Raw genomic sequence first — 23467 nt, 5'->3', positions numbered from 1 at the left:
CGGCCGGGCGACGACCGCGGCATTCGCAATAAATTTGAGTGACGCCTGTCACAGTCCGTTGAATCCCGATCAGGCATGCTGGGTCATCAACAAGCCGCATCGGGCGGCCGATCAGGGAGCCGAACATGACCGCTTTCAGCATCAAGACAGTTCGCCAGATTGGGTTCGCATTGGTTGCCGCCGCATCGATGTCGATGGCTTCGACCGCAAGCTACGCCTACAGCGACGAAGCGGCGCAGATGTGCACCAGCGATGCGTTCCGGCTATGCAGTTCGGATATTCCGAACGTTTCGAAGATCACCGCCTGCATGCGTTCGCACCGCTCGGATCTGAGCGTCGGGTGCCGTACCGTGATGGACCGCGACGCCGCCGCCGCCCGTACTCACAAGGTCGCAGCGGAGTAACAAGTTTCGTCCTTCCGGGTTCGCTCGCAACTGCTCGCGCTCCGGAATGACTGTTGCGGTGCATCGGCGCGCAATCGTCGCGCTGACGTATGTCAGAGGCAGAGGCCAAGCAGTTTGATGTGGCAGTCCTGCTTGCGCTTCGGCTTTGATTCCTTAGCCGGCTTTGCGACGGCGACCAGCGGCTCCGATCGCTGCGGCTCGCGGCGCTCATAGAGGCCGGCGATCACCATCGCCCAATAGGTCTGCCCGTTGGCGCTTTTCGCGCTGGCGACGCCGATCCGCGACGCATCGTGCAGCAGCAGGTTCTTGCGATGTCCGGACGAGTCGATCCATTGCTGCAACGTCTTCGGAAAGCTGGCATAGCCATAGGCGATATTTTCCGCCGCCGTCCCGGCCTTCGCCGGCGCGACCCGCGAGCTAAATGACCCCAGCACCTCATGTTCGAGTACCGCCTTCGCCGCCATCGCGTCGGCCTGGGCGCGGGCGATTTTGTTCAGCGTCGGGTCCATCGTCACCCGGCTCTCGCCGTGCTGCAGGCGGAACGCGGAGATCATCTCGGCCGGGCCGCCGACGGCCTTCTGGGCCATCGCCGGCGTGCCGCAGACGAATATGCCGCCCAGCACCAGCAGCGCCGCAATTCGCATCGCTGTGTCAGCACTACGAATTGCTGATCACCTTGACGCCGCCCATATAGGGCAACAGCACGTCCGGCACCGCGATCGAGCCGTCGTCCTGCTGATAGGTTTCCATCACCGCGATCAGCGCGCGCCCCACGGCCGTTCCCGAGCCGTTCAGCGTATGCACGAAGCGCGGTTTGCCGTCGGAGGCACGATAGCGCGCGTCCATCCGACGGGCCTGGAAATCGCCGCACACTGAGCAGGACGAAATTTCCCGAAAGGCGCCGCCGTCGCCCTGCCCCGGCATCCAGACCTCGATGTCGTAGGTCTTCTGCGAGGCAAAGCCCATGTCGCCGGTGCACAACGTCATCACGCGATAATGCAACCCGAGCCGGCGCAGCACTTCCTCGGCGCAGGACAACATCCGCTCGTGCTCGTTCTTGCTCTCCTCCGGCGTGGTGATCGAGACCAGTTCGACCTTGGTGAACTGATGCTGCCGGATCATGCCGCGGGTATCGCGCCCCGCCGCCCCCGCCTCGGCGCGGAAGCACTGCGTCAATGCGGTCAGCCGCATCGGCAGTTCCTTTTCGTCGAGGATGGATTCGCGGACCAGATTGGTGAGCGGGACTTCGGCGGTGGGGATGAGCCAGAGGTTGCGTTCTTCCATCAACTGCGTGAGCCGCCGATCGAAAGCGTCAAGATCGGTTCTAAGATCGAACTCTGTCTTAGTTTGCCGAAATGCTTCCTGAAAAATGGAACTGCTTTGCGCGCTAAACTGATCATCCCTAAATTTTGGCAATTGCGCCGTCCCGAACATCGCATCGTCGCGCACCAGCAGCGGCGGATTGATTTCGGTGTAGCCGTGCTCGCCGGTGTGGACGTCGAGGAAGAACTGCCCAATCGCGCGTTCCAGCCGCGCCAGACCCTTCTTCAGCACCACGAAGCGCGCGCCCGACAGCTTCGCCGCCGCTTCGAAATCCATCATCTTCAACGCGGTACCGAGATCGTCATGCGGCTTCGTCGTGAACGCGTAGGTACGCTTGGCGCCGAAATGGTGCCGCTCGATATTGCCGTGCTCGTCGGCGCCTTCCGGCACCTCGTCGAGCGGCAGGTTCGGAATGGAGGCCAGTGCGGTCTTCAACTCCTCATCGGCCGCCTTCACCGCCGCTTCCATCTGCGGCATCGTGGTCTTGAGTTCGGTGACCTCGGCCATCAGTGCGGCAGCGCGTGCGTCGTCCTTCGCCTTCTTGGCGTCACCGATTTCCTTCGAGGCCGCATTGCGCCGCGCTTGCGCCTGCTCCGAGGCTAGGATCGCGCTGCGCCGACGCTCGTCGATCTCCAGCAGCCGCTTCGACTCGCCGGCCAGCCCCAGCCGCTTCAGGGCGGCGTCGAAAGCGTCGGGATTGTCGCGGATCGATTTGATGTCGTGCATGGCAAGATGTCCTGCGTCATGGCCGGGCTCGTCCCGGCCATCCACGTCCTGGTGCGAGGGTCTGTAAAAGACGTGGATGCCCGGCACAAGGCCGGGCATGACAAATTGAGGCCAGTGCTATTCGGCCGGCGGCGGCGCGGGGGAAGCGCCCGCCGCAGTCGCAGCGGCGGCCTTCACCGCATTCTTCTCCACCATGCTGACCGAGATGATCGAGCCCTCGTAGAGAATCAGCAGCGGGATTGCCAGCGAGGCCTGGCTGATGACGTCGGGCGGCGTCAGCACCGCGGCGATGATGAAGGCGACGACGATGAAATAGCGGCGCTTCTCGCGTAATTGTTTCGAGGTGATGATGCCGATCCGGCCCAGCAGGGTCAGGATCACCGGCAGCTGGAACGCCAGCCCAAAGGCGAAGATCAGCGACATCATCAGCGACAGATATTCGCCGACCTTGGGCAGCAACTGGATCTGCGCGGTCTCGATGCCGCCGGCCTGCTGCATCCCGAGCGAGAACCGCACCAGCATCGGCAGCACCACGAAATACACCAGCAGCGAGCCCATCACGAAGAACACCGGCGTGGCGACCAGATAGGGCAAGAACGCACCGCGCTCGTGCTTGTAGAGGCCGGGCGCGACGAATTTGTAGATCTGGGTGGCGATGATTGGAAACGAGATGAAGCCGGCGCCGAACATCGCCAGCTTCAGCTGGGTCAGAAAATATTCCAGCAGCGCGGTGTAGATGAATTTCGAGTTTTCCGGGCCGGCGATCCAGACGAACGGCCAAACCAGGATGTTGTAGATCTGCTTGGCGAAGAAGAAGCAGAAAATGAACGCGATGCCGAACGCCAACAGCGCCTTGATCAGCCGCGAACGCAGCTCGATCAGGTGATCCATCAGTGGCGCCTTGCTGGCCTCGATGTCGTCGACGCTCATGACGCTTTGGCGTCCTTGGCGAGGTCGGGCTGGACAACATCAGGCTGGACCAGATCGCGCTCGGCGAGCGCATGGGTTTCGGCGGGCACCGGCAATCCCGCCGGTGCCTCCGGCTGCACCTCTTGGACGATCGCCAGCGGCTCCATCGCCGGTTGATGCGCCTCGGCCTCGACGAAGGTCTCCGGGGTCGGCGGCTCCGGCGTGGTCGGGATCGCCGGGGGCGTGTCAATGTTCTCGATCTTGTCGATGCTCATCGCTTCGCTGACGTCCTTCTGCAGCGAGGTCAGAAGGTTGCCGCCGGACAATCCGGTCGCGGCTTCCTTGACCTCGTCGAAGGATTTCTTCAGGTCGGCCATTTCGGCTTCGCGCATGGCGTCGTTGAACTGGCCCTGGAATTCGGCGGCCATCTTGCGCGCCTTGCCCATCCACTGCCCGACCATGCGCAGCACGCCAGGCAGTTCCTTCGGGCCGATCGCGATCAGCGCGACGACCGCGATCACGACCAGTTCACTCCACCCGATATCGAACATGAAAACTTCCGCTCACGCGCTGACGTCACCCGAACGTCGGGCGCGCTAGCGTCTGCCTTGGCCGATTACTGCTTGCGGCAGCCTGCCTTCGGTTCGCCGCAAGCCCGCCGCAACGGTTTCGCGGTCAGACCGCCTTGCTGCCGACGTCGCTGCGGTTCGCCGCACCGGGAGTTGCCGCGTGATCGATCGACTTCACCGGCTCGGCTGGCTTTTCCGCTGTCTTTTCATCGTCCTGCATGCCCTTCTTAAAGGCCTTGATGCCCTGCGCGACATCGCCCATCAGATCGGAAATCTTGCCCCGACCGAACAGCAGCAGGACGACCGCGATCACGACGATCCAATGCCAAATGCTGAGTGAACCCATCCTGCAACCTCCAAACACGAGCCCGGCGCGCCAGCCTCAATCTGTTCGAGAAACTAGGCGCAGGGGGTGCCAAAAACAAGGACTTAAGCCGCCGCATGGTGCGACTTAAACAACCGCCTGCGAGCACGGTTAGCGGCACCTGCGCCGATGCCCGTTCAAGCGGCGTTTCCGCCGCCCTCGTCGACATCGACCTGCGGCGCCAGCGCCAGCTCACCGATTTCCAGCGGCTCCTCGTCCTCACGCAACATCGGATCGTCCGACGGGGTGGGAACGCTGAAGCCGGTGGGAAGCCGGGAATCGAGCAATCCGGTGCCTTTCAGTTCCTCCAGGCCCGGCAGATCGCCGAGCGCCTCGAGGCTGAACTGCGACAGGAACGCTTCGGTGGTTCCAAAAGTCAGCGGCCGGCCCGGCGACTTGCGCCGTCCGCGCGGGCGCACCCAGCCGGTTTCCAGCAGCACATCGAGCGTGCCCTTGGAGGTGATGACGCCGCGAATCTCCTCGATCTCGGCGCGGGTCACCGGCTGATGGTAAGCGATGATGGCCAGCATCTCGATCGCGGCGCGCGACAGCCGACGGGTTTCGGTGGTTTCCCTGGTCATCAGCCAGGCCAGATCGCCGGCGGTGCGGAACGTCCATTTGTTGGCGACGCGCACCAGGTTGACGCCACGGCAAGCGTAGTCAGCCTGCAACTGCGCCAGCGCCGCCTTGATGTCGACGCCGTCCGGCATTCGCTTGGCGAGCGCGGCCTGATCGAGCGGCTCGGCGGAGGCAAACAGCAGCGCTTCCAAGAGCCGCAGTTCTTCCGGTCGGGCCTGCGGTTGCTCGACGGTGAGCTCGACGACCTGTTCGAGTTCCACGATGCGCTTTTCCGCCAGACTTGCCATGGCTCGGTCTCCTTCTTCCACTACTCTGCCGGAACGTCCGGCACGGCCATCGCATCCATGGCTGGATGCGACGGTCGCTTACGAAAATACAACGGCGCGAAGGCTTCCGATTGGTGAAGCTCGACGGTGCCCTCGCGTACCAGTTCCAGCGCCGCGGCGAAGCTCGAGGCGAACACAGTGGCCTTCTGCGACGGGTCGACCACATAGCTGATCAAATAGTCGTCGAGCCGGCTCCAGTCCTCGGCGATCCCGACCAGCCGCTCCAGTGACGCCCGCGCCTCGCTCAGCGACCACACCGTGCGCCTGGCCAGATGCACCGTGGCAAGCACCCGCTGCTGGCGCTGCGCGGCGTAAGCGCTGAGCAGATCGAACAGCGTCGCGGTGAAACGCGGATGACGGATTTCGTCGATCGCCTCCGGCATCCCGCGCGGAAAGATGTCGCGCTGCAATTGCGGCCGGGTCATCAGCCGGTTCGACGCCTCGCGGATCGCCTCCAGCCGGCGCAGCCGGTTAGCCAGCGCGGTCGCCATTTCCTCTGCGCTCGGGCCCTCGGCGCTGGGCGGCTCCGGCAGCAGCAGCCGCGATTTGAGATAGGCCAGCCAGGCCGCCATCACCAGATAATCGGCAGCGAGCTCCAGCCGTATCTTGCGGGCTGCCTCGATGAACAGCAGGTACTGATCGGCCAGCGCCAGAATCGAGATCTTGTGCAGATCGACCTTCTGCTGCCGGGCCAGCGCCAGCAGCAGGTCGAGCGGGCCTTCATAGCCCTCGACATCGACCACCAGCGCCGGTTCCTCGTCGAGCAGCTCGGCGGGGCGGCCGGTTTCGAATGACAATATCTCCGCGGTCATGCGCTCATCCCTGCCCGGCCGATCAGATCGTCGAGTTCGCGCCGCGCCGCGATTCGGTCGAACGGCTGCGGCGGTTTGCGGCAGGCCAGCGCCGCGTTGGCGCGCATCAGCGCCTTGCCGGCGAGCTCCGGCGTTTGAGCCGCGACCTCACGCATTTCGTCGAGCCTGCCGTTGCAATGCAAAACCATGTCGCACCCCGCCGCCACGATCGCCCGGGTGCGCTCGGCGATGGTTCCGGCCAGTGCGTTCATCGACACGTCATCGCTCATCAATAGACCTTGGAACCCGATATCGTTGCGAATCACCTGTTCGATGATTGTCGCAGAAGTGGTCGCCGGTTGGGCGGGGTCGAGCGCGCTAAACACAACATGTGCGGTCATCGCCATCGGCAGGTCCGCTAGCGGTCGGAACGCCGCAAAATCGGTCCGTTCCAGCTCGTCCCGCGGCGTATCGACCACCGGCAGCCGGAAATGGGTGTCTGCAGTCGCCCGCCCGTGACCCGGAATGTGCTTCAGGACCGGCAGCACTCCGCCCTGCGCGAGGCCATCGGTCACCGCACGCGCGATCGCCGCGACCTTGCCCGGCTCGGTCCCGTAGGCCCGATTGCCGATCACCGCGTCGGCGCCTTCGACCGGAACATCGGCCAACGGCAAACAATCGACGTCGATGCCAAGATCGGCCAGATCGGCAGCGATCAGTCGCGCACTGAGCCGCGCCGCTGTGAGACCCAGCCGCGAATCAGTGTCATAGAGCGCAGAGAAGACCGCGCCCGGCGGATAGGACGGCCAGTTCGGCGGCCCCAACCGTTGCACCCTTCCGCCCTCTTGGTCGATCAGGACCGGAGCGTCTTGGCGATCCACAGTATCGCGTAATTCTTTCACGAGACTAGAGACTTGGGCCTTATCTTGGATGTTTCGCTTGAATAGAATGAAGCCCCACGGACGCGCGGCGCGCAAGAATTCACGCTCGAGGTCGGTCAGGCTCGGTCCGGAGATGCCGGTGATGAAAGCGCGCGTGCTCATAAGGGCCGATTAGCCCGCGGCATCGCCCAGGGTCAAGGAAACGGCCGCTAATTCCTCTGGACGACGCACTGTCCGCCGGCACTTTTCAGGCTGCCGCAGAACTGCGAGGCTTCTTCGGGCGATCCGAACGGTCCGACCATGGCGCGATAATAGACGCCCTTGTCGCCGAGATCCGCCCGTTTGATCAACGGCGGGTGGGAGCCGAGCACCGAGGGGAACTTGCCCTGCAGGGTCCGGAACGACGACCGTGCCTCGGCTTCGCTGCGTTGCGACGATATCTGCACTAGATAATCGCCGCCGGCGCCGGCGGTGTGCTGCGCGGCCGGAGCGGAGGCCAGGCGAGTGGCGGGCCGCGGCGCGTCAACGGCCTGCGGCGACAGCGACAGCGGCGCATTGCCGGCGGAGGCGTTGGCATTTGCGATCGGAGCTGGCGGATTTCGGGGCGCGGCAGGCGCCGGATTGCGCGTCGCGGTTGGCCGCGCGGCAGGCGCAACCGGGACCGCCGCCGAGTCGACGTTGTCTGGCCGGACAGCGAAGGTCTGGATCTTGCGCGGCTCGTCACCCCCGAGCGTGCCATTGCCCAGCCGACCGGCCGGTGCCCTCGGACTGGGTACCATGGCGGACGGCGCAGGCTGATTGGGGATCTGGTTCATTTGCGGCAGCACCACGCGCGGGCTTGTCGCGGTCGGATCGATCGGTTGCTCCTCGCGCGACACCAGCTTCTCGGTGCCGCTTCCGCCACCGAGACGATCCTGAATTTGCTTACCCGATGCATCCGCCGCCGGAGCCGGAACCACCTTGGTCGGACCGGCATCGGCCTTGATCACCGGTGGTTCGCCGGAGCGAGACGATCCCATATAGGTGCGATAGCCGAACGCCGCTCCGGTTCCGACCACGGCCAACGCCAGCACCGCCACGACCGTCAACATGCCGCCGCGGCGCGGTTTCAGGTTCGGCGCTTCGGTGCCATCGCCATAGGGGTCCTGGTAGTCATAAGGGTCGTTCGAATAGGCGTCGCCGGGCGGCAGAGTCGACGGGGCTTGCGCCGGGTCGATCCGGCCGTAGAGCGTCTCGTCATAGCGGTCCTGATCGGCATATGGCTCGGCGTATTGCGGCGAATTCGGAACCGCGAACGCCGGCGGCTCGCTGAAATGCGGCTCGGGCGAAGCTTCGGATTCGCTCAAGCGCCGATGCTGCATCCAGGATGGCAGCGGCGCGGCCGGCGCATCATCATCGAAAGCGGGAGCCGGCATCGGCAACCGGTATTGCTCATTGCCGTGTGGCTGATCGTCGCGGCGCGGTTGCGCTACCGGATTGGCCCGACCGAGATTGGTAAAAGGATCAGTCTGACCGATCAGCCGCGCCAGCTCAGCCAGCGGATCGCTCTCGCTGCTTTGTGGGGCTTGCTGCGCCGCGCGGTGATGCTCGTCGGCCGCGGGGAAAGGTCGGTCCTGATATCGATCGGTCATCGTGATGTCGCTGCCCCTTCGGGATAGCCGCCAACCCGCCCTTGCAAACGAAATGGCCGCTGTCAAAAGCCGCCGCAGATCCCCATCTGACCGGCCGTCCCCTGCCTATCGCATCTCGTCCGGCGCCTGCACGCCGAGAACGGCGAGCCCCGATGCCAGAACCGAGACGACGCCCTGGACCATCGCCAATCGCGCCTTTGTTATCTCTGCATCATTATTGATAATGAAGCGTAAATGAGGCAAATCGCGCCCCCGCGTCCATAGCGCGTGAAATTCGCTGGCGAGATCATAAAGGTAGAAGGCGACCCGGTGAGGCTCGTGGGCCAGCGCCGCGGCCTCCACAGTGCGCGGGAACAGTGCCAGCCGTCGCAGCAGATCCAGTTCGGTGGGGTCGGTCAGCCGCTCCACCGCTGCGCTGCGCAAATACGCCACCCGCGCCTGCGCCTCCTCCGGCAGATCCGGCACAACTTCGCGCGCATTGCGGAAGATCGAGTGGCCGCGGGCGTGGCCGTACTGGACGTAGAACACTGGATTGTCTTTGGACTGCTCGATCACTTTGGCGAGGTCGAAATCCAGCACCGCGTCGTTCTTGCGGAACAGCATCATGAAGCGGACGGCGTCGGAGCCGACCTCGTCCACCACCTCGCGCAGGGTGACGAAGTCACCGGAGCGCTTCGACATCTTCACCGGCTCGCCGTTGCGCAGCAGCTTCACCAGTTGCACGATCTTGACGTCGAGCGCGGCCTGACCTTCGGTGACCGCCTTGATCGCCGCCTGCATCCGCTTGATATAGCCGCCGTGATCGGAGCCCCAGACGTCGACCATGTTACGAAAGCCACTATCGAACTTGGTCTTGTGATAGGCGATGTCGGAGGCGAAATAGGTATAGGCGCCGTCCGATTTCAGCAGCGGCCGGTCGACGTCGTCGCCATAGGCGGTAGCGCGGAACAGGGTCTGTTCGCGATCCTCGTAGTCCTCGACCGGGGCGCCCTTCGGCGGCGGCAACCGGCCCTGATAGACGTCGCCCTTGGCGCGCAGGAAGTCGATGGTCGCAGCGACGCGGTTGACATCACCGTCGATCAGCGAGCGCTCGGAGAAGAACACCTCATGGGTGATGTTGAGCGCGGCGAGATCGCCCCGGATCTCCTCCATCATCATCGCGATCGCCTTGGCGCGCACCAAGGGTAGCCATTCCGGCTCCGGCTGGCCTAACAGCTTGTCGCCTTGCTCGGCCGCGAGCGCCTGCCCCACCGGCTTCAGATAGTCGCCCGGATACAGCCCTTCCGGGATCGCACCGATGTCTTGGCCGAGCGCCTCGCGGTAGCGCAGGTAGGCGGAGCGCGCCAACACGTCGACCTGGGCGCCGGCGTCGTTGATGTAGTATTCGCGGGTGACGTCGTAGCCGGCGAAATCCAGCAGGCTTGCCAGCGCGTCGCCGAACACCGCCCCGCGGCAATGGCCGACATGCATCGGCCCGGTCGGATTGGCCGAGACGTATTCGACGTTGACCTTTTCCCGCGCGCCGATGTCGCTCCGGCCATAGGCTGCGCCGGCATCGAGAATCGCGCGCAGCGCGTCCGACCAGACCTTCGGTTTCAGCGTCAGGTTGATGAAACCGGGACCGGCGATTTCCACCGCGGCGATCAACTCGTCGGCGCGGAGCTTCTCGGCGATCTTTTCGGCGAGGTCGCGCGGCTTGGCCTTGGCCTCCTTGGCCAGCACCATCGCGGCGTTGCTGGCCATGTCGCCATGGGAGGCGTCTTTCGGCGGCTCGACTACCACCCGTGCCAGATCGATGCCGGCCGGCAGCACGCCCTCGGCAATCAGGCCGGCGCAGACGGCATGGACGCGCGCGAGCACGTTGGCGAATGGATGCGGTGGCTGGTCTGGATTGATCATGAACCTGACGGGACCGGGATTACGCCGAAGCTGCGGCCTTCGGCCGCCGCCTAACGCAAATCCGGGGTCAAGTCAAAAAGCCGCTGATGCTCGGTCATCGCGAAACGGTCGGTCATGCCGGCGATGAAATTGCAGATCCGGCGCAGCCGGTCGGTCTCGGACTCCGCGTCGACGCCGGCCGCCGGCAGCCATTCCGTCGGCAAATCCGCCGGCCGCTCCCGATATCGTGCAAACAGCTCGACCACGATCTGTTCGGCATCCCGCATCACCGCCATCACCCGGTCATGGCGGTACATCCGTTTTTTCAGGAACGCCTTGATCTCGGCCTCCGCCGCCGCGGCCTCGGGCGGAAACGCGATCAGCGCCCGGCTCTGGTTGCGGACGTCCTCGACCGACCGCGGCTGCGCCTGGTCGAGGCGCCGGCGCGCTTCGGCGGTTACCGCGCCGATCAGATAGGAGATCAGCTCGCGCACCAGTTCGGCGCCGCGCCGGCTTTCGTCCAGCATCGGAAAACGCTGCGCGATCCCGGCGATGATCTCCGCCGTTAGCGGCATGCATTTGAGATCATCGACGCAGAATAGCCCAGCGCGCAGGCCGTCGTCGATGTCGTGGGCGTCATAGGCGATGTCGTCGGCAAGCGCTGCGACCTGGGCCTCGAGTGAGGCGAAGCTCGACAGCTCAAGGTCGAATTTCCGATTGAAATCGGCGATCCCGACCGGCACCCCGCGGTCGCGGTAGCGTTCAAGTGGAACTCCATCGCGGGCGGTGAGCGGCCCATTGTGCTTCACCACCCCCTCGAGCGTCTCCCAGCTCAGGTTCAACCCGTCGAATTGGGGATAGCGATGTTCCAGCGCGGTCAGCACGCGCAGGGTCTGGGCGTTGTGGTCGAAGCCGCCATGATCCTTCAGGCAGCGGTCCAGCGCGCGCTCGCCGGCATGGCCGAACGGCGGATGGCCGAGGTCGTGCGCCAGCGCCAGCGCCTCGGTCAGATCCTCGTCGAGACCGAGCTGGCGGGCGATGGCGCGGGCGATCTGCGCCACTTCGAGGGTATGGGTCAGCCGGGTACGATAATGGTCGCCCTCGTGAAACACGAACACCTGGGTCTTGTGCTTCAGCCGGCGGAACGCGGTGGAATGGATCACCCGGTCGCAATCGCGTCGAAACACGCTGCGGGTCTTGCTCGGCGGCTCGCCAAACAGCCGGCCGCGGCTGCGGTCCGGATCGCAGCCATAGACGGCGCGGGGAGCTGCCATTCCGACCGACACGCTGGCTTTATCCCTTATCCATTTGATTCCATCGCTCGGCGCACTTAACTATGGTTGACGGGGAAATCAAAACGCGGCCCCGGCGTGCGGAGCGACGTCATGACCACCGACAGCGTCACCATCAGCGAGCGCGCAGCGCGCCGGATCGGCGAAATCCTGAAATCCGAAGGCGACGGCGCGATGCTGCGGATCAGCGTTGAAGGCGGCGGCTGCTCCGGCTTCCAGTACAAGTTCGACGTCGAGCGCGCCAAGGCCGATGATGATTTGGTGATCGCGCGCGACAGCGCCGTGGTGCTGATCGATCCTGATTCGGTGCCATTCCTGGCCGGCTCCGAGGTCGATTTCGTCGATGACCTGATCGGCGCCTCGTTCCGGGTGGTTAACCCGAATGCCACCGCGTCCTGCGGCTGCGGCACCAGCTTCTCGATCTGAGAAACAGCACCTGCCCCAACGTTGAATTGCTTTGCGATACAACGCGAACGACCGGGGGCCCCAATGAGAGGCTCCCGGCTGTTGTGTGACGATTTGGTCGCTTAGCGTCGACGTTGCTCGCGGCCGCTAGGAAAACGTGCCCGTCGTGCCCGCGAGCCCGGTGCACATGGCACCGCGACGCTGGCCGCCGGTTGGGCCGATCTGATATTCGTTGAACACCGCAAGTCCGCCCGGGTTGCTGAGGTTGGTGATCGTGGTCGGCGGATTGAAGTTCGCGGCACTGCCGGTGGAGATCACCGCGGAGCCGGCCTCGTTCCAGACCTCGGCATTGGCCAAAATCTCAGGTCCGGTCGAATGGCGGGCTTTCTCGACCAGGCCCATGCTGCCGTCGGCCAGTCGTTCCACCGCCATGCTTTGGATTGTCCAGGTCCCGTTCAGATTGTAGGTCACGTTGAACGTCGTATAGCCCGGGGTTGCATCGCAGATCGCGGCATTGATCGACGAACTGGTGAAATTCATCACCGTGCCGGGCGTATACGTTCCGGTCTGCACGTAGAATTTGATGACGGGCTGACAGTCGAGGTTGGTGTTCGGCTGAGCGGTCACAAAGTTCGACAGCGTGATCGCGCCCGACAGCGCCTGCACCGCCGATCCGGCATTGTAGGCGGTCAGCGCCGGATTGAAGATCGGCGTCACGATGCGGAACGAGCCCGCCTGCGGGCCGACCGTCGAGACCGGTACCGACAGTCCCAGCGAGGGCGAGACCGTCATGGTGGTGGTGTTGTTGGTTTGCGCGCCGCCAGGAGCCGGCGTCAGATTGATGGCCTGAATCGCGGCCAGTTGCCCCGAGGACTGCCCAACCTGCGGCGGAGTGACCTGCTGTTGGACCCCGGCGTAATACTGCAGCACCATCGTGAAGGTGAGTTGGGCGCCCGAGGTGGCGTTGGGCAGCAGCGCCTGGGTGTAGAGGCTGTTGGTGTAGACCTGCTGGCCGCCGGAATACTCCGCAGGCTGCTGGAAGAAGAAGAAATTCTGCAGGGACAGACTCTTGTTGATGACGTTGATGGTAATGGTCGTTGCCATGTTTACCTCCTGCCGGCCGAACCGGCGCCAGTTGCCTCCGGTCGAATGCAACCGGAGATTGTGCAACTCTAGGGAAGCAGTCGAGAATTAATACATCCATAGATTGCATAATAGGCAAGCCACAACCGAAGTCCTTGCGCTGGCCGCAAGGACCGTTCGTCACAAGGTTCCGGTTTCGCCCAGGACCGATTCGATGAAGGCAACGAGCAACGTCCTGGACTGCTCGGTCATCGCCGTTTCAGCCCGCTTCATGCAGGACAACAGGCTCGACTCGCCGATACCGACCTTGTCCGGCTCCGGCTCGGGAGCGTCGATTCCACCGACGCCGTTCAGGAACCAATCCAACGATATGTCGAGCGCCTTGCAGAGCCGAATGACGTGATCGACCGACATCGGTCCGTTGTTCTTCCAGCGTGTGATGGTGCTTTCATTGACGCCCATTGCGAAGGCCAGCGCGTGCTGTTTGGCCATCCCCCGCAGTTTCATGGCCACGACCATTCTTTCCCCGCGATTCGACATTCCAACGCTCCGCAGACAGGACTATTGCGTCTCGAAGAGTGGCGATGCCGCCTCTTCGGGTGGCTCCAGTATTCACAGGGAGAGTCGACCGGCCCAATTTTTCCATCGTCGAACGGCGAGCAGCAATTTTGCTGGCCGATCGAAACGGCGAGCGCGTATGACGGTGCGTCACGGCGGGGATGGAACGCCCCTACGCCGCCGCCGCCGCACGCGGCCGGTCGAGATCGTCTATCACGTCGAGCTGCGGCTCCAGCCGTCGCTTCAGCCGGCGGTCGATCTTGTCGAGATAGATGTAGATCACTGGCGTGATGAACAGCGTCAGCAGCTGCGAGACGCACAATCCGCCGACCACCGCGACGCCGAGCGGCTGGCGCAGTTCAGCACCGGCGCCGGCGCCGAGCGCGATCGGCAGCGTGCCGAAGATCGCCGCGAAGGTGGTCATCATGATCGGCCTGAACCGCAGCAAAGCCGCCTCGCGGATCGCGTGCTCGGCAGAGAGCCCAACGCGGCGCCGCTCCAGCGCGAAGTCCACCATCATGATGGCGTTCTTCTTGACGATGCCGACCAGCATCACGATGCCGATCATCGCGATCACCGACAGTTCCATGTTGAACAGCATCAAGGTCAGGATCGCGCCGATGCCGGCCGAGGGCAGCCCGGAAATGATGGTGATCGGATGGATGAAGCTCTCGTAGAGAATACCGAGGATCACGAAGGCGGCGAACACCGCGGCGAGAATCAACACGCCCTGCCCGCGCAGCGAATCCTGGAACACCTGGGCCGTCCCGGAGAATCCGGTGGCGATCGTCGCCGGCAAGTTCGAAGCCTGCTCGATCGCGGTGATCTGGTCGACCGCGTAGCCTAGCGAGTTGCCGGGCGCCAGGTTGAAGGAGATCGTCACCGCCGGCTGCTGGCCCTGGTGGTTGATTTGCAGCGGGCCGACCGTCGGCACCAGCTTCGCCACCGCGTCCATCGGGATGGTCTGGTTGGCGGCGGTCTTCATGTAGAGCTTGGAGATATCCGACGGATCGACGCGAAACTGCGGCTGGGCCTCCAGGATGATCTGGTAGTCGTTCGACGGCATGTAGATGGTGCCGATCTGTCGCGAGCCGTAGGCGTTGTAGAGCTGGTTACGGACCTGATCGACGGTGATCCCATAGACCGCGGCCTTCTCGCGGTCGATCTCGACCGTCATCTGCGGATTCTTGATGTAGAGATCGGTGGTGACGTCCAACAGCCCGGGAACTTTTGCAATTCTGTCGCGCATCTCCGGCGCGAGGCGATACAGCGCCTCGGTATCGCCCGACTGCAGCACGTATTGGTACTGACTCTTCGACGGCCGGCCGCCGATGTTGAGATTCTGGATGCTCTGGAAGAACGCCTGCAGGCCCGGCACCGCTGTTGCCTTCTGCCGCAGCCGCGCCATCACCACAGCAGCCGGCTCGCGCTCGTTCGCCGGCTTCAGCGCGATGAACAGCCGACCGTAATTGGCGGTGGGATTGGGACCGCCGGAGCCGACCGTGCTGTTGATGTAATCGACCGCGGGATCGGTCTTCAGGATTTGGGTCAGCGCCTGCTGCCGCACCTTCATGGCTTCGAACGAGGTGTCGGTGGCGGCCTCGGTGACACCAGTGAGAAAGCCGGTGTCCTCCTGCGGGAAGAATCCCTTCGGCACCACGGTGTAGAGATAGATGGTGCCGCCCAGCGTCGCGAAGGTCACCAGCAGCATCAGGAATTTGTGCGCCAGCACGTGATCGAGCGCCCACTCGTAACCGCGCAGCCAGCCGTTGAACATCTGTTCGAACAGCCGCAGCACAATGTTTTCCTTCTTGCCGGGATCGTGCGCCTTCAAAACTCGGGCGCACAGCATCGGCGTCAGCGTCAACGAAACGAAGCCCGACACCACGATGGCGACCGCGATGGTGACGGCGAATTCACGGAACACCCGGCCGACGATGCCGCCCATCAGCAGCACCGGGATAAACACCGCGATCAGCGAGAAGGTGATCGAAATAATGGTGAAGCCGATCTCGCGGGCGCCCTTCAGCGCCGCATCGAACGGTCGCATGCCGTGCTCGATGTGACGGACGATGTTTTCCAGCATCACGATGGCGTCGTCGACCACGAAGCCGACCGACAGCGTCAGCGCCAGCAGCGTCATGTTGTTGATCGAGAAATCCAGCATGTACATCACGGCACAGGTGCCGAACAGCGAGATCGGCACCGCCAGCGCCGGAATGAAGGTGGCGGAAGCCGAGCGCAGGAACAGGAAGATCACCAGGATCACCAGCACCACGGCGATCAGCAGGGTTTCCTCGACGTCGGCGACGGCCTGGCGCACCGAAACCGAGCGGTCCATCATCACGTCCATGCTGACCGAGGGCGGGATCTGTGCCCGCAGCGCCGGCAGTTTGGCGCGAACGCCGTCGACCACCGCCACCGTGTTGGCGTCCGGCTGTTTCTGGATCGCCAGCACCACGGCGCGGGTGTCGTTCAGCCAGGTCGCGATCTTGTCGTTCTCGACGCTGTCATAGATCCTGGCGACCTCGTCCAGCTTGACCGGCGAGCCGTTGCGCCAGGCCACCACGATGTGGCGGTAGTCCGAGGCGTTGATCATCTGACCGGAGGCCTGCAGCGAGATGTCCTGCTTCGGGCCGTTCAGCGTGCCGACCGGGGTCGAGGAATTGGCGCGCGCCACAGCGGTGCGGATGTCCTCCAGCGACAATCCGCGCGCGGCGGCGGCCTCCGGATCGGCCTGCACCCGGATCGCGAATTTCTGCGCGCCGAAAATCGACACCTGCGCCACCCCGGGAATCTGCGACAGCGCTTGCCCGATGGTGATGTCGCCATATTCGTTGACGGCCGACAGTGCCAACGTCGCCGAACTCAGCGACACGAACAACACCGGGAAATCCGCCGGATTCACTTTGCGGAAACTCGGCGGCGTCGTCATCTCGATCGGCAACCGTCGCTGCGCGATGGTCAGCGCGGTCTGCACGTCGAGCGCGGCAGCATCGATGTTGCGGTTGAGGTCGAACTGGATGGTGATGACGCTGGTGCCCTGCGACGAGCTCGACGACATCGAGGAGATCCCCGAGATGGTCGAGAGCTGCCGCTCAATGATGCCGGCGACCGACGCCGCCATGGTATCGGGACTGGCCCCGGGCAATGTGGCCGTCACCGCGATGGTCGGAAAATCAACCTTGGGGAGCGCGGACACCGGCAGCAGCCGGAACCCGAAAATACCGAAGGCGATAATCGACGCCGTGATCAGCGTCGTCATCACCGGGCGGCGAATGCAGAGCTCGGAAAGCGTCATCGCTCAGGCCCCGGCCTTGCGCGCGCGCTGCTCGACCTTGGTTCCGTTCGATAGCAACAATTGGCCGTCCACCACGACGTCCTCGCCGCCGGAAAGCCCTTCGGCGATCACCGACTGGCCGTTGAAGGTGCGGTCGACCTTGACCGGCTGCACCCGAGCGGCGCCATCCTTGACCACGAATACGAAGTTGCCGGTCTGGCTGCGCTGAACCGCGACCGTGGGCACCACGACGGACGATTCGGTGCGGACGATCAGCTTGGTCGCAACCAAGATTCCCGGCCACAGCGTCTCGCTAGTATTATCCATGATACCGCGGACGGTGACCATGCCGGTGGTTGAATCCACCGAATTCTCGACCATCGCCACCTTGCCCTGCTCCGACCGGTCATTGCCGGGGATGGTCGCAATCACCTGGGTGGTGTCGGCCGCAATCGCGTCACGCAAATCGGCCAACACCCGCTGCGGCACCGCGAAAGAGACGTAGACCGGGGCCATCTGATTGATGGTCGCCATCGGCGCGGTATCGGCCGGTCGGACGAAATTTCCGACCTTCACATTCGCCGCGCTGATCCGTCCGGCGAACGGCGCGCGGATGGTGGTGTAACTCTTCTGCACCTTGAGATTTTCCAATGCGGATTCGTCCGCCTTGATAGTGCCGGTCAGAATGTCGGCCTGGGTCTTGGCGTTGTCGAGGTTGACCTGGGTGGTGGCGCCCTTGCCGATCAATTCGCCGTAACGCTTGAGGTCGCGTTCAGCGCCGGCGAGCTGGGCGCGGTCGCGGACGAGATTGCCCTCGGCCTGTTCGAGCTGGGCCTCGATCTGGCGGGAGTCGAGCGTGAACAGCAGGTCGCCCTCCTTGACCTTGGCGCCATCCTGAAAATGCACACCGACGATGGTGGTTTCGATCCGCGACTTCAGCGCGACGCTGGAGATCGGCGTGACCGTGCCGATCGAATCGACATCGACCGCCACCGGCTTGCGCTCGGCCTTGGCAAGGTCGACTGAAACCACCCGCGCCCGCTGCGGTCCCTTGGCGTCGGTTTCCTTGCCGCTCCATGACGACCGCGTCATGAAACCTGCCACAAGGACGGCGCCGATGAGACCGGCCAGAATGATCGTATTGTGCTTTTTCATGCCATCTCACGACGACCGGTCCGGTTGACCGGACTGACCGCTTGCTTGCCCCCTGGACGACTTCTGCGCCCTATTGCAATGATTTATCACAGCCGCGCTGGTCATGGTATGCCAGCAACATGAAATTTGCGTAAGCAGGGAACGCCATGCGGATTGCAACCTGGAATGTCAATTCAGTCCGGCAGCGGCTCGATCATTTGCTGACCTGGCTGCATGATTGCGCGCCGGACGTGGTCTGCCTGCAGGAGATCAAATGCGTCGACGAGGCGTTTCCGCGCGAAGCCATCGAAGCGCTGGGCTACAACGTCGTCACCCACGGCCAGAAGACTTTCAACGGCGTGGCGCTGCTGTCGAAGTATCCGCTCGAGGAAGCCACGCCGCGACTGGCCGGCGACGATGACGACGCCCATGCCAGGTTCCTCGAAGGTGTGGTGTCGCTGCAGCGCGGCGTGGTCCGCGTCGCCTGCCTCTATCTGCCCAACGGCAATCCGGTCGAGACGGAAAAATATCCGTACAAGCTCAAATGGATGTCGCGGCTTCTTGAATATTCGAAGGAGCGTCTGAAGACCGAGGAGCCGTTGATCCTGGCGGGCGACTTCAACGTCATCCCGGCGGCCGGCGACGTCCACAATCCCGCCGCCTGGGTCAACGACGCGCTGTTCAAGCCGCAGACCCGCGAGAGTTTTCAGGCCCTGCTCGGGCTCGGTCTTACCGACGCGCTGCGCGCAGTGACCGACGCGCCGGGGCAATATACCTTCTGGGACTACCAGGCCGGTGCCTGGCAGAAGAATCACGGGCTGCGGATCGACCACCTGCTGCTATCGCCGCAGGCTGTGGATCGGCTGACGGGTGTCGGGATCGATAAGCATGTCCGGTCGTGGGAGAAGCCGTCCGACCACGTCCCGATCTGGATCGACCTCGATCTGGCGGCTGCATAAGGCGCGACCCAGCCTGCGACGCCACGTCGCGGTGGTTCTCAGTCCCTGCGGCCCTGAACCCAGTGCTCAAGCATCTGCAGCGCCATCGCGCGGTCGTCCTCGGAGGCCTTGGCGATCGCCTTGTTGTAGCTGTCCTTGATCCAGGTCTCATCCGGCGTGGCGCTGTCGCGTGCCAGCGTTAGCCACATCAGCCCGCGCGCCGACTGTTTCGGCAACTGGTCGCCGTTGAACAGCATCTGGCCGAGCATCGCCTGCGCCTGATGCTGACCCTTTTGCGCGGCGAGGCCGAGCCAGCGCGCGCCGTAGCGGGAATCCCGCGGCGTGCCGACGCCGCTGAGGTACAGCCGCGCCAGATCGTACTGCGCGTCGGCATTGCCGAAATACGACGCGGCATAGGAGAACATTTCCCGTGCCCGCTCGGTGTCGGCCTTGATCTTTGAATTCGGGATGCCTTCGAGGTAATAGCGGCCGAGTGCCACGAAGGCGTTGGCGACGATCGCCGCCTGCGGCGCCGACGGGCTGTCCTCGGCGTGGGCATTGGCGATCCGGCTGAAATACTCAAAAGCACGCAAATCGTCCTGGGTGACGCCATTGCCGTCGGCATACATCCGGCCCAGTCGCCACTGCGCCACCGGATGGCCGCCTTCGGCCGCGTATTGCAGTGCGGTAAGAGAGGTCGCCGTCGTGGTCGAAGGGATCGCCTTCTTCAGCGCGGACGCGGTGCCGGGCTGCGCCGATGCCACCGGGATCGCGGTCGTCTCCGGTGCAACCGGAGTGCCCTCAAAGGCAAGCGAAGGAGCGGACGTCGACATAACGCCCAGAAGCAACGCAACGAAAAGGCTACGCTCAAATATCCGCATCACACTGTTTCTCGTGGGCGCCACCCGAACGGGTCATGGCGGCGTCGACCGCCGGTCCGACCTGCTGGGCGTATTTCCAAGGCATTCCCGACGTACGATCGGTCGCGCGCGGCTTCGATTTGGTCTTGCGCTCGGCCAGTTCGACGTCGGTCAAATTTGCGTTAGGTGTGCCGGCCACGACGTCGATCCCGATGATGTCGCCATCCTGATGCGGATTCCATTTCCGGCTCGTCAGGCGATCTGTGATCTTCAGAAATGGTATTCGGGGAGTTTCGATCAGGTCTTTGGCGACATCACGGCCGCGCGGTTTCAAAACCGGGACACAGGGTGTTTTTTTGAAGATTTCTGCGGCGAGCTCGACCGCGATGCCCAGGTGCTGCCGTCCGCCGGCGGAGCCGATGCCTACCAAGCCGTCGTAGTGCACGTCGCAGCTCAGTCCCAACGAATCCAAGTTCGGCCGAAGCGGCGCACGCCCCGGGCGGCGGTTGGGCAGTCTCACCTTGAGGCTGATCGTGGCGTCCATCGAAATTGCGTTTCCCCGGTCACAGGACCCCGAAGATAGGAAAATCCGAGGATCTTCCAGGATCTTGGCAGTCATTGTGACCCACCTTACTGAGCGGTAATGATTTCAGTGAGCGGTGTGGCTAAAAAGCGGCGCGGGCAAGGGTCAGCTGCGGGAACGGTTAAATGTTCCGGAAGTGTTGCAACGACGCAACATTCGTTGCTGCAAGGCAACCATCCTACAGCGGCGCTGATCAGCGTGGCGCAACGGGCAGACCGCCTATCGCCGAATGCCCGAAACAGCTTCAGCCAAGCCAGGGAATGTCGACCGCCAGCGTGTAGCCGTTCAACATCAGCAGCGTGCCGACCATACCGAGTCCGCCGCCGCACATTGCCAGCAAGCGAAACGACGACACAATCGACACCGAAATCAGCACGATCCCGATTTGCAGCAGCGCTTCGGCGTAGTCGAAATACGGGTCCTGCTTCAGCGCACGGTCCCGCTTCTGCTCGAATTCCTTGGCCTGTCTCAACAATTCCTTCTTGCCCTCGTTGTTCTCAGGCTCCGACTCGTAGCGCGCCGCGGTCTTGCGATAGTCCTCGGCCTTGGCTTTCAGCTCGGTCTTGATCTGCTCGCTGAGGCCCGGGGTCTGCGCAAAAGCCAGATCGATGGCATCGGCGGCGATATTGTAATTGGTCTGGCGGATGTATTTGGCCTGATAGAACGAATAGAAGTTCGCCGCATAGATGTTGTTGTTGGTGGCTTCCTTGCCGGCATTGGCGCCGCCCAGACCGGTGATCGCCAACAGCATCGCCAGGACGCCAATTCCGATCGCCGCCCATTGCTTGAAGCGATCGTCGGTGCGTTCCTGATCCATCATGTCGGCGGCATCTTCAGCTTCCATCGGACCTCGCTTTCGACCCGCATGATAGCAGCAGCGGCAGGAACGCCGCGCCGCGGCTCCGTGCTGTCCCCAACATTTGCGCGCTCGGCTTCCGCCCCGGCAACGTCAGGCGTTCAGCACTTGGCCGTAGGCGTCCAGCACGGCTTCCTTCATCATCTCCGACAGCGTCGGATGCGGGAACACGGTGTGCATCAGCTCGGCCTCGGTGGTCTCCAGATTCATCGCCACCACATAGCCCTGGATCAGTTCGGTGACTTCGGCGCCGATCATGTGGGCGCCGAGCAGCTGCCCTGTTTTCTTGTCGAAGATCACCTTGACCAGGCCCTGGTCCTCGCCGAGCGCGATGGCCTTTCCGTTGCCGGCGAACGGAAAACGGCCGACCCGGCTCTCGCGACCGCCCTCCTTCGCCTTTGCTTCGGTCAAGCCGACCGAGGCGATCTGCGGATTGCAATAGGTGCAGCCGGGAATCAGATTCTTGTCCATCGGGTGCGGATGCAGGCCCTTGATCGCCTCGACGCAGATCACCCCCTCATGCTCGGCCTTGTGCGCCAGCATCGGCGGACCAGCGACGTCGCCGATCGCGTAGATGCCGGGGATGTTGGTCTTGCCGGTGCCGTCGATCACGATACAGCCGCGGTCGGTCTTGATGCCGAGCTTTTCCAGCCCGAGGTTTTCGATATTGCCGACCACGCCGACCGCGGAAATCACGCGGTCGAACTCGACGGTCTGCGGCTTGCCATCGCCGGCGTCGATGGTGGCGACGACGCTGTCGGCCTTCTTCTCGAGTCTTGTCACCCTGGTGCCGGTGAGAATCTTGATGCCCTGTTTTTCGAACCGCTTGCGCGCCAGTCCGGCGATCTCGGCGTCCTCGACCGGCAGGATCTGCGGCAGCACCTCGACCACCGTGACGGCCGCGCCCATGGTGTGAAAGAACGAAGCGAATTCGATTCCGATCGCGCCGGAGCCAACCACCAGCAGCGATTTCGGCATCTTCTCCGGCACCATCGCCTCGAAATAGGTCCAGACCAACTTCTTGTCGGGCTCAAGCCCCGGTAGTACCCGGGGCCGGGCGCCGGTGGCGACGATGATGTGCTTGGCCTGATAGGCCCCGGGGCCGAGCGTGCCCTTCGGCGCCTCGGTCTTGGACGCGCTCACAGTGACCTTGCCCGGCGCATCGATCGAGGCGGCGCCCCAGATGATCTGAATCTTGTTCTTCTTCATCAGGAAGCCGACGCCGTCATTGAGCCGCTTGGAGACCCCGCGCGAGCGGGCGACGACGGCCTTCGGGTCGTAGCTTACATTGTCGGCCGACAGCCCGTAGTCCTTGGCGTGTTGCATGTAGTGATAGATCTCGGCCGAACGCAGCAGCGCCTTGGTGGGGATGCAACCCCAGTTGAGACAAATGCCGCCGAGATAGGATTTTTCGACGATCGCGGTCTTGAGGCCGAGCTGCGCCGCCCGGATCGCGGCGACATAGCCGCCGGGGCCGGAGCCGATGATGATGATGTCGAATGTGGTGTCGGACAACTAACCCTCCGTCTGCAACACAGGATGCCGGCGGCGGATGCGGGCGCGGATCGCCCACTCGGCCAGCGCAAGGATCGAAACAATGGCGGCGGCAGCAAGCACGATAGCCAGCCACAAGCCCGCCAGCCAGCCGGTGGCGGCTTCGACCAGCGTGAACTTGTCCCAGGTCCAGAACGCATAGGCCAGCGCCATCGCGATCGCCGTCGCCACCGAGGCGGGCACCAGAAAGTTAACGGTGAGTGCGGGCATCGGCAGCTACCGATCGCAGCGCTTGTCGGAAATGTCGACTCTTGAGATTCGCGACGCCCCAGGCAGCGGTTGGCCATCGGAGTCCCGCGTGGGTTCGCGGCTGATGGACACTTCGACAAAGCAGGCGCCGCTGCGTACTTGATACTTCCCGTTGGGCAGCCGCTCGATTCGATCGACCACGCCGAGTGTGTGCGGGATGTCTAATTCCGATGTCACCGCTCCAAACTCTTGCCAAATCGTGAAATGCGGAGGCGGTTCGGCGTGCGCGGACAGACTGACCCACGTCACCGCGAGCCCCGCTGCCGCAATGCGGGCGAGTGTCGGCATCAACGC

The 23467-nt window shown here is 63.7% G+C and carries 24 protein-coding genes and 1 pseudogene; 4 read left to right on the top strand and 21 right to left on the bottom strand.

Annotated elements, in window-relative coordinates:
* Nucleotides 1–125 precede the first annotated feature (125 nt).
* Nucleotides 126–404, top strand: a complete 279-nt coding sequence (locus HXX15_RS10095; RefSeq protein ID WP_296515627.1) for a hypothetical protein — start codon at nt 126–128, stop codon at nt 402–404.
* A 92-nt stretch (nt 405–496) separates the two neighbouring features.
* On the opposite strand, the gene HXX15_RS10090 is transcribed toward HXX15_RS10095, so the two are convergent.
* The 9 genes from HXX15_RS10090 to HXX15_RS10050 form a co-directional block, all read right to left on the bottom strand.
* Nucleotides 497–1048 carry a CAP domain-containing protein gene (locus HXX15_RS10090; RefSeq protein ID WP_296515625.1) on the bottom strand — a complete coding sequence of 184 codons (552 nt, stop codon included), beginning with the start codon at nt 1046–1048 and terminating at the stop codon, nt 497–499.
* 13 nt (nt 1049–1061) lie between these two features.
* The gene (gene serS, locus HXX15_RS10085) at nt 1062–2453 is read right to left on the bottom strand and encodes a serine--tRNA ligase (protein WP_296515623.1); all 1392 of its coding nucleotides are present in this window, start codon (nt 2451–2453) and stop codon (nt 1062–1064) included.
* A 117-nt stretch (nt 2454–2570) separates the two neighbouring features.
* Nucleotides 2571–3383, bottom strand: coding sequence for a twin-arginine translocase subunit TatC (tatC, locus tag HXX15_RS10080; RefSeq protein ID WP_296515622.1), 813 nt, complete (start codon nt 3381–3383; stop codon nt 2571–2573).
* On the bottom strand, nt 3380–3913 hold the full coding sequence (tatB, locus tag HXX15_RS10075) for a Sec-independent protein translocase protein TatB (protein ID WP_296515620.1): 534 nt from the start codon (nt 3911–3913) through the stop codon (nt 3380–3382). The genes tatC and tatB overlap by 4 nt, the downstream gene beginning before the upstream one ends.
* Nucleotides 3914–4037: 124 nt before the next feature.
* Entirely contained in the window at nt 4038–4277 is a 240-nt protein-coding gene (locus HXX15_RS10070) for a twin-arginine translocase TatA/TatE family subunit (RefSeq protein ID WP_296515617.1), read from the bottom strand.
* A 155-nt stretch (nt 4278–4432) separates the two neighbouring features.
* Entirely contained in the window at nt 4433–5161 is a 729-nt protein-coding gene (scpB, locus tag HXX15_RS10065; RefSeq protein ID WP_296515614.1) for an SMC-Scp complex subunit ScpB, read from the bottom strand.
* A gap of 20 nt (nt 5162–5181) precedes the next feature.
* Nucleotides 5182–6012, bottom strand: coding sequence for a ScpA family protein (locus HXX15_RS10060; RefSeq protein ID WP_296515613.1), 831 nt, complete (start codon nt 6010–6012; stop codon nt 5182–5184).
* Nucleotides 6009–7034: a beta-N-acetylhexosaminidase gene (nagZ, locus tag HXX15_RS10055; RefSeq protein WP_296515611.1), complete on the bottom strand. Its 1026-nt coding sequence runs from the start codon at nt 7032–7034 to the stop codon at nt 6009–6011. The genes HXX15_RS10060 and nagZ overlap by 4 nt, the downstream gene beginning before the upstream one ends.
* Before the next feature lie 47 nt (nt 7035–7081).
* Nucleotides 7082–8218, bottom strand: a complete 1137-nt coding sequence (locus tag HXX15_RS10050; RefSeq protein WP_366558574.1) for an SPOR domain-containing protein — start codon at nt 8216–8218, stop codon at nt 7082–7084.
* A gap of 6 nt (nt 8219–8224) precedes the next feature.
* Here HXX15_RS10050 and HXX15_RS23160 point away from each other — a divergent pair, with 6 nt between their 5' ends.
* Complete coding sequence (locus HXX15_RS23160) at nt 8225–8530, top strand: hypothetical protein (protein WP_366558573.1); 306 nt, start codon at nt 8225–8227, stop codon at nt 8528–8530.
* Between the two features lie 78 nt (nt 8531–8608).
* Here HXX15_RS23160 and argS read toward each other — a convergent pair whose 3' ends face one another.
* Together argS and HXX15_RS10040 are read right to left on the bottom strand one after the other, a co-directional pair.
* A complete protein-coding gene (gene argS / locus HXX15_RS10045) occupies nt 8609–10402 on the bottom strand; it encodes an arginine--tRNA ligase (protein ID WP_296515607.1) in 1794 nt (597 codons plus the stop codon).
* Between the two features lie 50 nt (nt 10403–10452).
* On the bottom strand, nt 10453–11667 hold the full coding sequence (locus tag HXX15_RS10040) for a deoxyguanosinetriphosphate triphosphohydrolase (RefSeq protein ID WP_296515604.1): 1215 nt from the start codon (nt 11665–11667) through the stop codon (nt 10453–10455).
* A gap of 99 nt (nt 11668–11766) precedes the next feature.
* Between HXX15_RS10040 and HXX15_RS10035 the strand changes: the two genes are divergently transcribed.
* A complete protein-coding gene (locus HXX15_RS10035; protein ID WP_296515601.1) occupies nt 11767–12099 on the top strand; it encodes an iron-sulfur cluster assembly accessory protein in 333 nt (110 codons plus the stop codon).
* Between the two features lie 126 nt (nt 12100–12225).
* On the opposite strand, the gene HXX15_RS10030 is transcribed toward HXX15_RS10035, so the two are convergent.
* From HXX15_RS10030 to HXX15_RS10015, 4 genes are all read right to left on the bottom strand, one after another.
* Nucleotides 12226–13182, bottom strand: a complete 957-nt coding sequence (locus HXX15_RS10030) for a hypothetical protein (RefSeq protein ID WP_296515599.1) — start codon at nt 13180–13182, stop codon at nt 12226–12228.
* A gap of 159 nt (nt 13183–13341) precedes the next feature.
* Nucleotides 13342–13668 (bottom strand): helix-turn-helix transcriptional regulator, encoded by a 327-nt coding sequence (locus HXX15_RS10025; protein ID WP_296516902.1) that lies wholly within the window; start codon nt 13666–13668, stop codon nt 13342–13344.
* A gap of 223 nt (nt 13669–13891) precedes the next feature.
* The gene (locus HXX15_RS10020) at nt 13892–17020 is read right to left on the bottom strand and encodes an efflux RND transporter permease subunit (protein ID WP_296515597.1); all 3129 of its coding nucleotides are present in this window, start codon (nt 17018–17020) and stop codon (nt 13892–13894) included.
* 3 nt (nt 17021–17023) lie between these two features.
* A complete protein-coding gene (locus HXX15_RS10015) occupies nt 17024–18154 on the bottom strand; it encodes an efflux RND transporter periplasmic adaptor subunit (RefSeq protein ID WP_296515595.1) in 1131 nt (376 codons plus the stop codon).
* A gap of 146 nt (nt 18155–18300) precedes the next feature.
* Here HXX15_RS10015 and xth point away from each other — a divergent pair, with 146 nt between their 5' ends.
* On the top strand, nt 18301–19092 hold the full coding sequence (gene xth, locus HXX15_RS10010; RefSeq protein WP_296515593.1) for an exodeoxyribonuclease III: 792 nt from the start codon (nt 18301–18303) through the stop codon (nt 19090–19092).
* A 38-nt stretch (nt 19093–19130) separates the two neighbouring features.
* Here the strand turns inward: xth and HXX15_RS10005 are convergent, their stop codons facing one another.
* From HXX15_RS10005 to HXX15_RS09980, 6 genes and pseudogenes are all read right to left on the bottom strand, one after another.
* A complete protein-coding gene (locus HXX15_RS10005; RefSeq protein ID WP_296515590.1) occupies nt 19131–19952 on the bottom strand; it encodes a tetratricopeptide repeat protein in 822 nt (273 codons plus the stop codon).
* Nucleotides 19939–20160 (bottom strand): annotated as a pseudogene (locus HXX15_RS23155) (dihydroxy-acid dehydratase); the annotation flags it as partial. The gene HXX15_RS10005 and the pseudogene HXX15_RS23155, both read right to left, overlap by 14 nt.
* Nucleotides 20161–20758: 598 nt before the next feature.
* Complete coding sequence (locus tag HXX15_RS09995) at nt 20759–21358, bottom strand: DUF4337 domain-containing protein (RefSeq protein WP_296515586.1); 600 nt, start codon at nt 21356–21358, stop codon at nt 20759–20761.
* Between the two features lie 105 nt (nt 21359–21463).
* Nucleotides 21464–22885, bottom strand: a complete 1422-nt coding sequence (gene lpdA, locus HXX15_RS09990; protein ID WP_296515585.1) for a dihydrolipoyl dehydrogenase — start codon at nt 22883–22885, stop codon at nt 21464–21466.
* Nucleotides 22886–23134 carry a hypothetical protein gene (locus tag HXX15_RS09985; RefSeq protein ID WP_296515583.1) on the bottom strand — a complete coding sequence of 83 codons (249 nt, stop codon included), beginning with the start codon at nt 23132–23134 and terminating at the stop codon, nt 22886–22888.
* Nucleotides 23135–23140: 6 nt separating this feature from the next.
* A complete protein-coding gene (locus tag HXX15_RS09980) occupies nt 23141–23461 on the bottom strand; it encodes a hypothetical protein (protein ID WP_296515581.1) in 321 nt (106 codons plus the stop codon).
* Nucleotides 23462–23467 lie beyond the last annotated feature (6 nt).

Source organism: Rhodopseudomonas sp., from assembly GCF_013377015.1.
Taxonomy (GTDB): Bacteria; Pseudomonadota; Alphaproteobacteria; order Rhizobiales; family Xanthobacteraceae; genus JARJEH01.
This window is presented reverse-complemented; position numbering and strand designations above follow the sequence as displayed.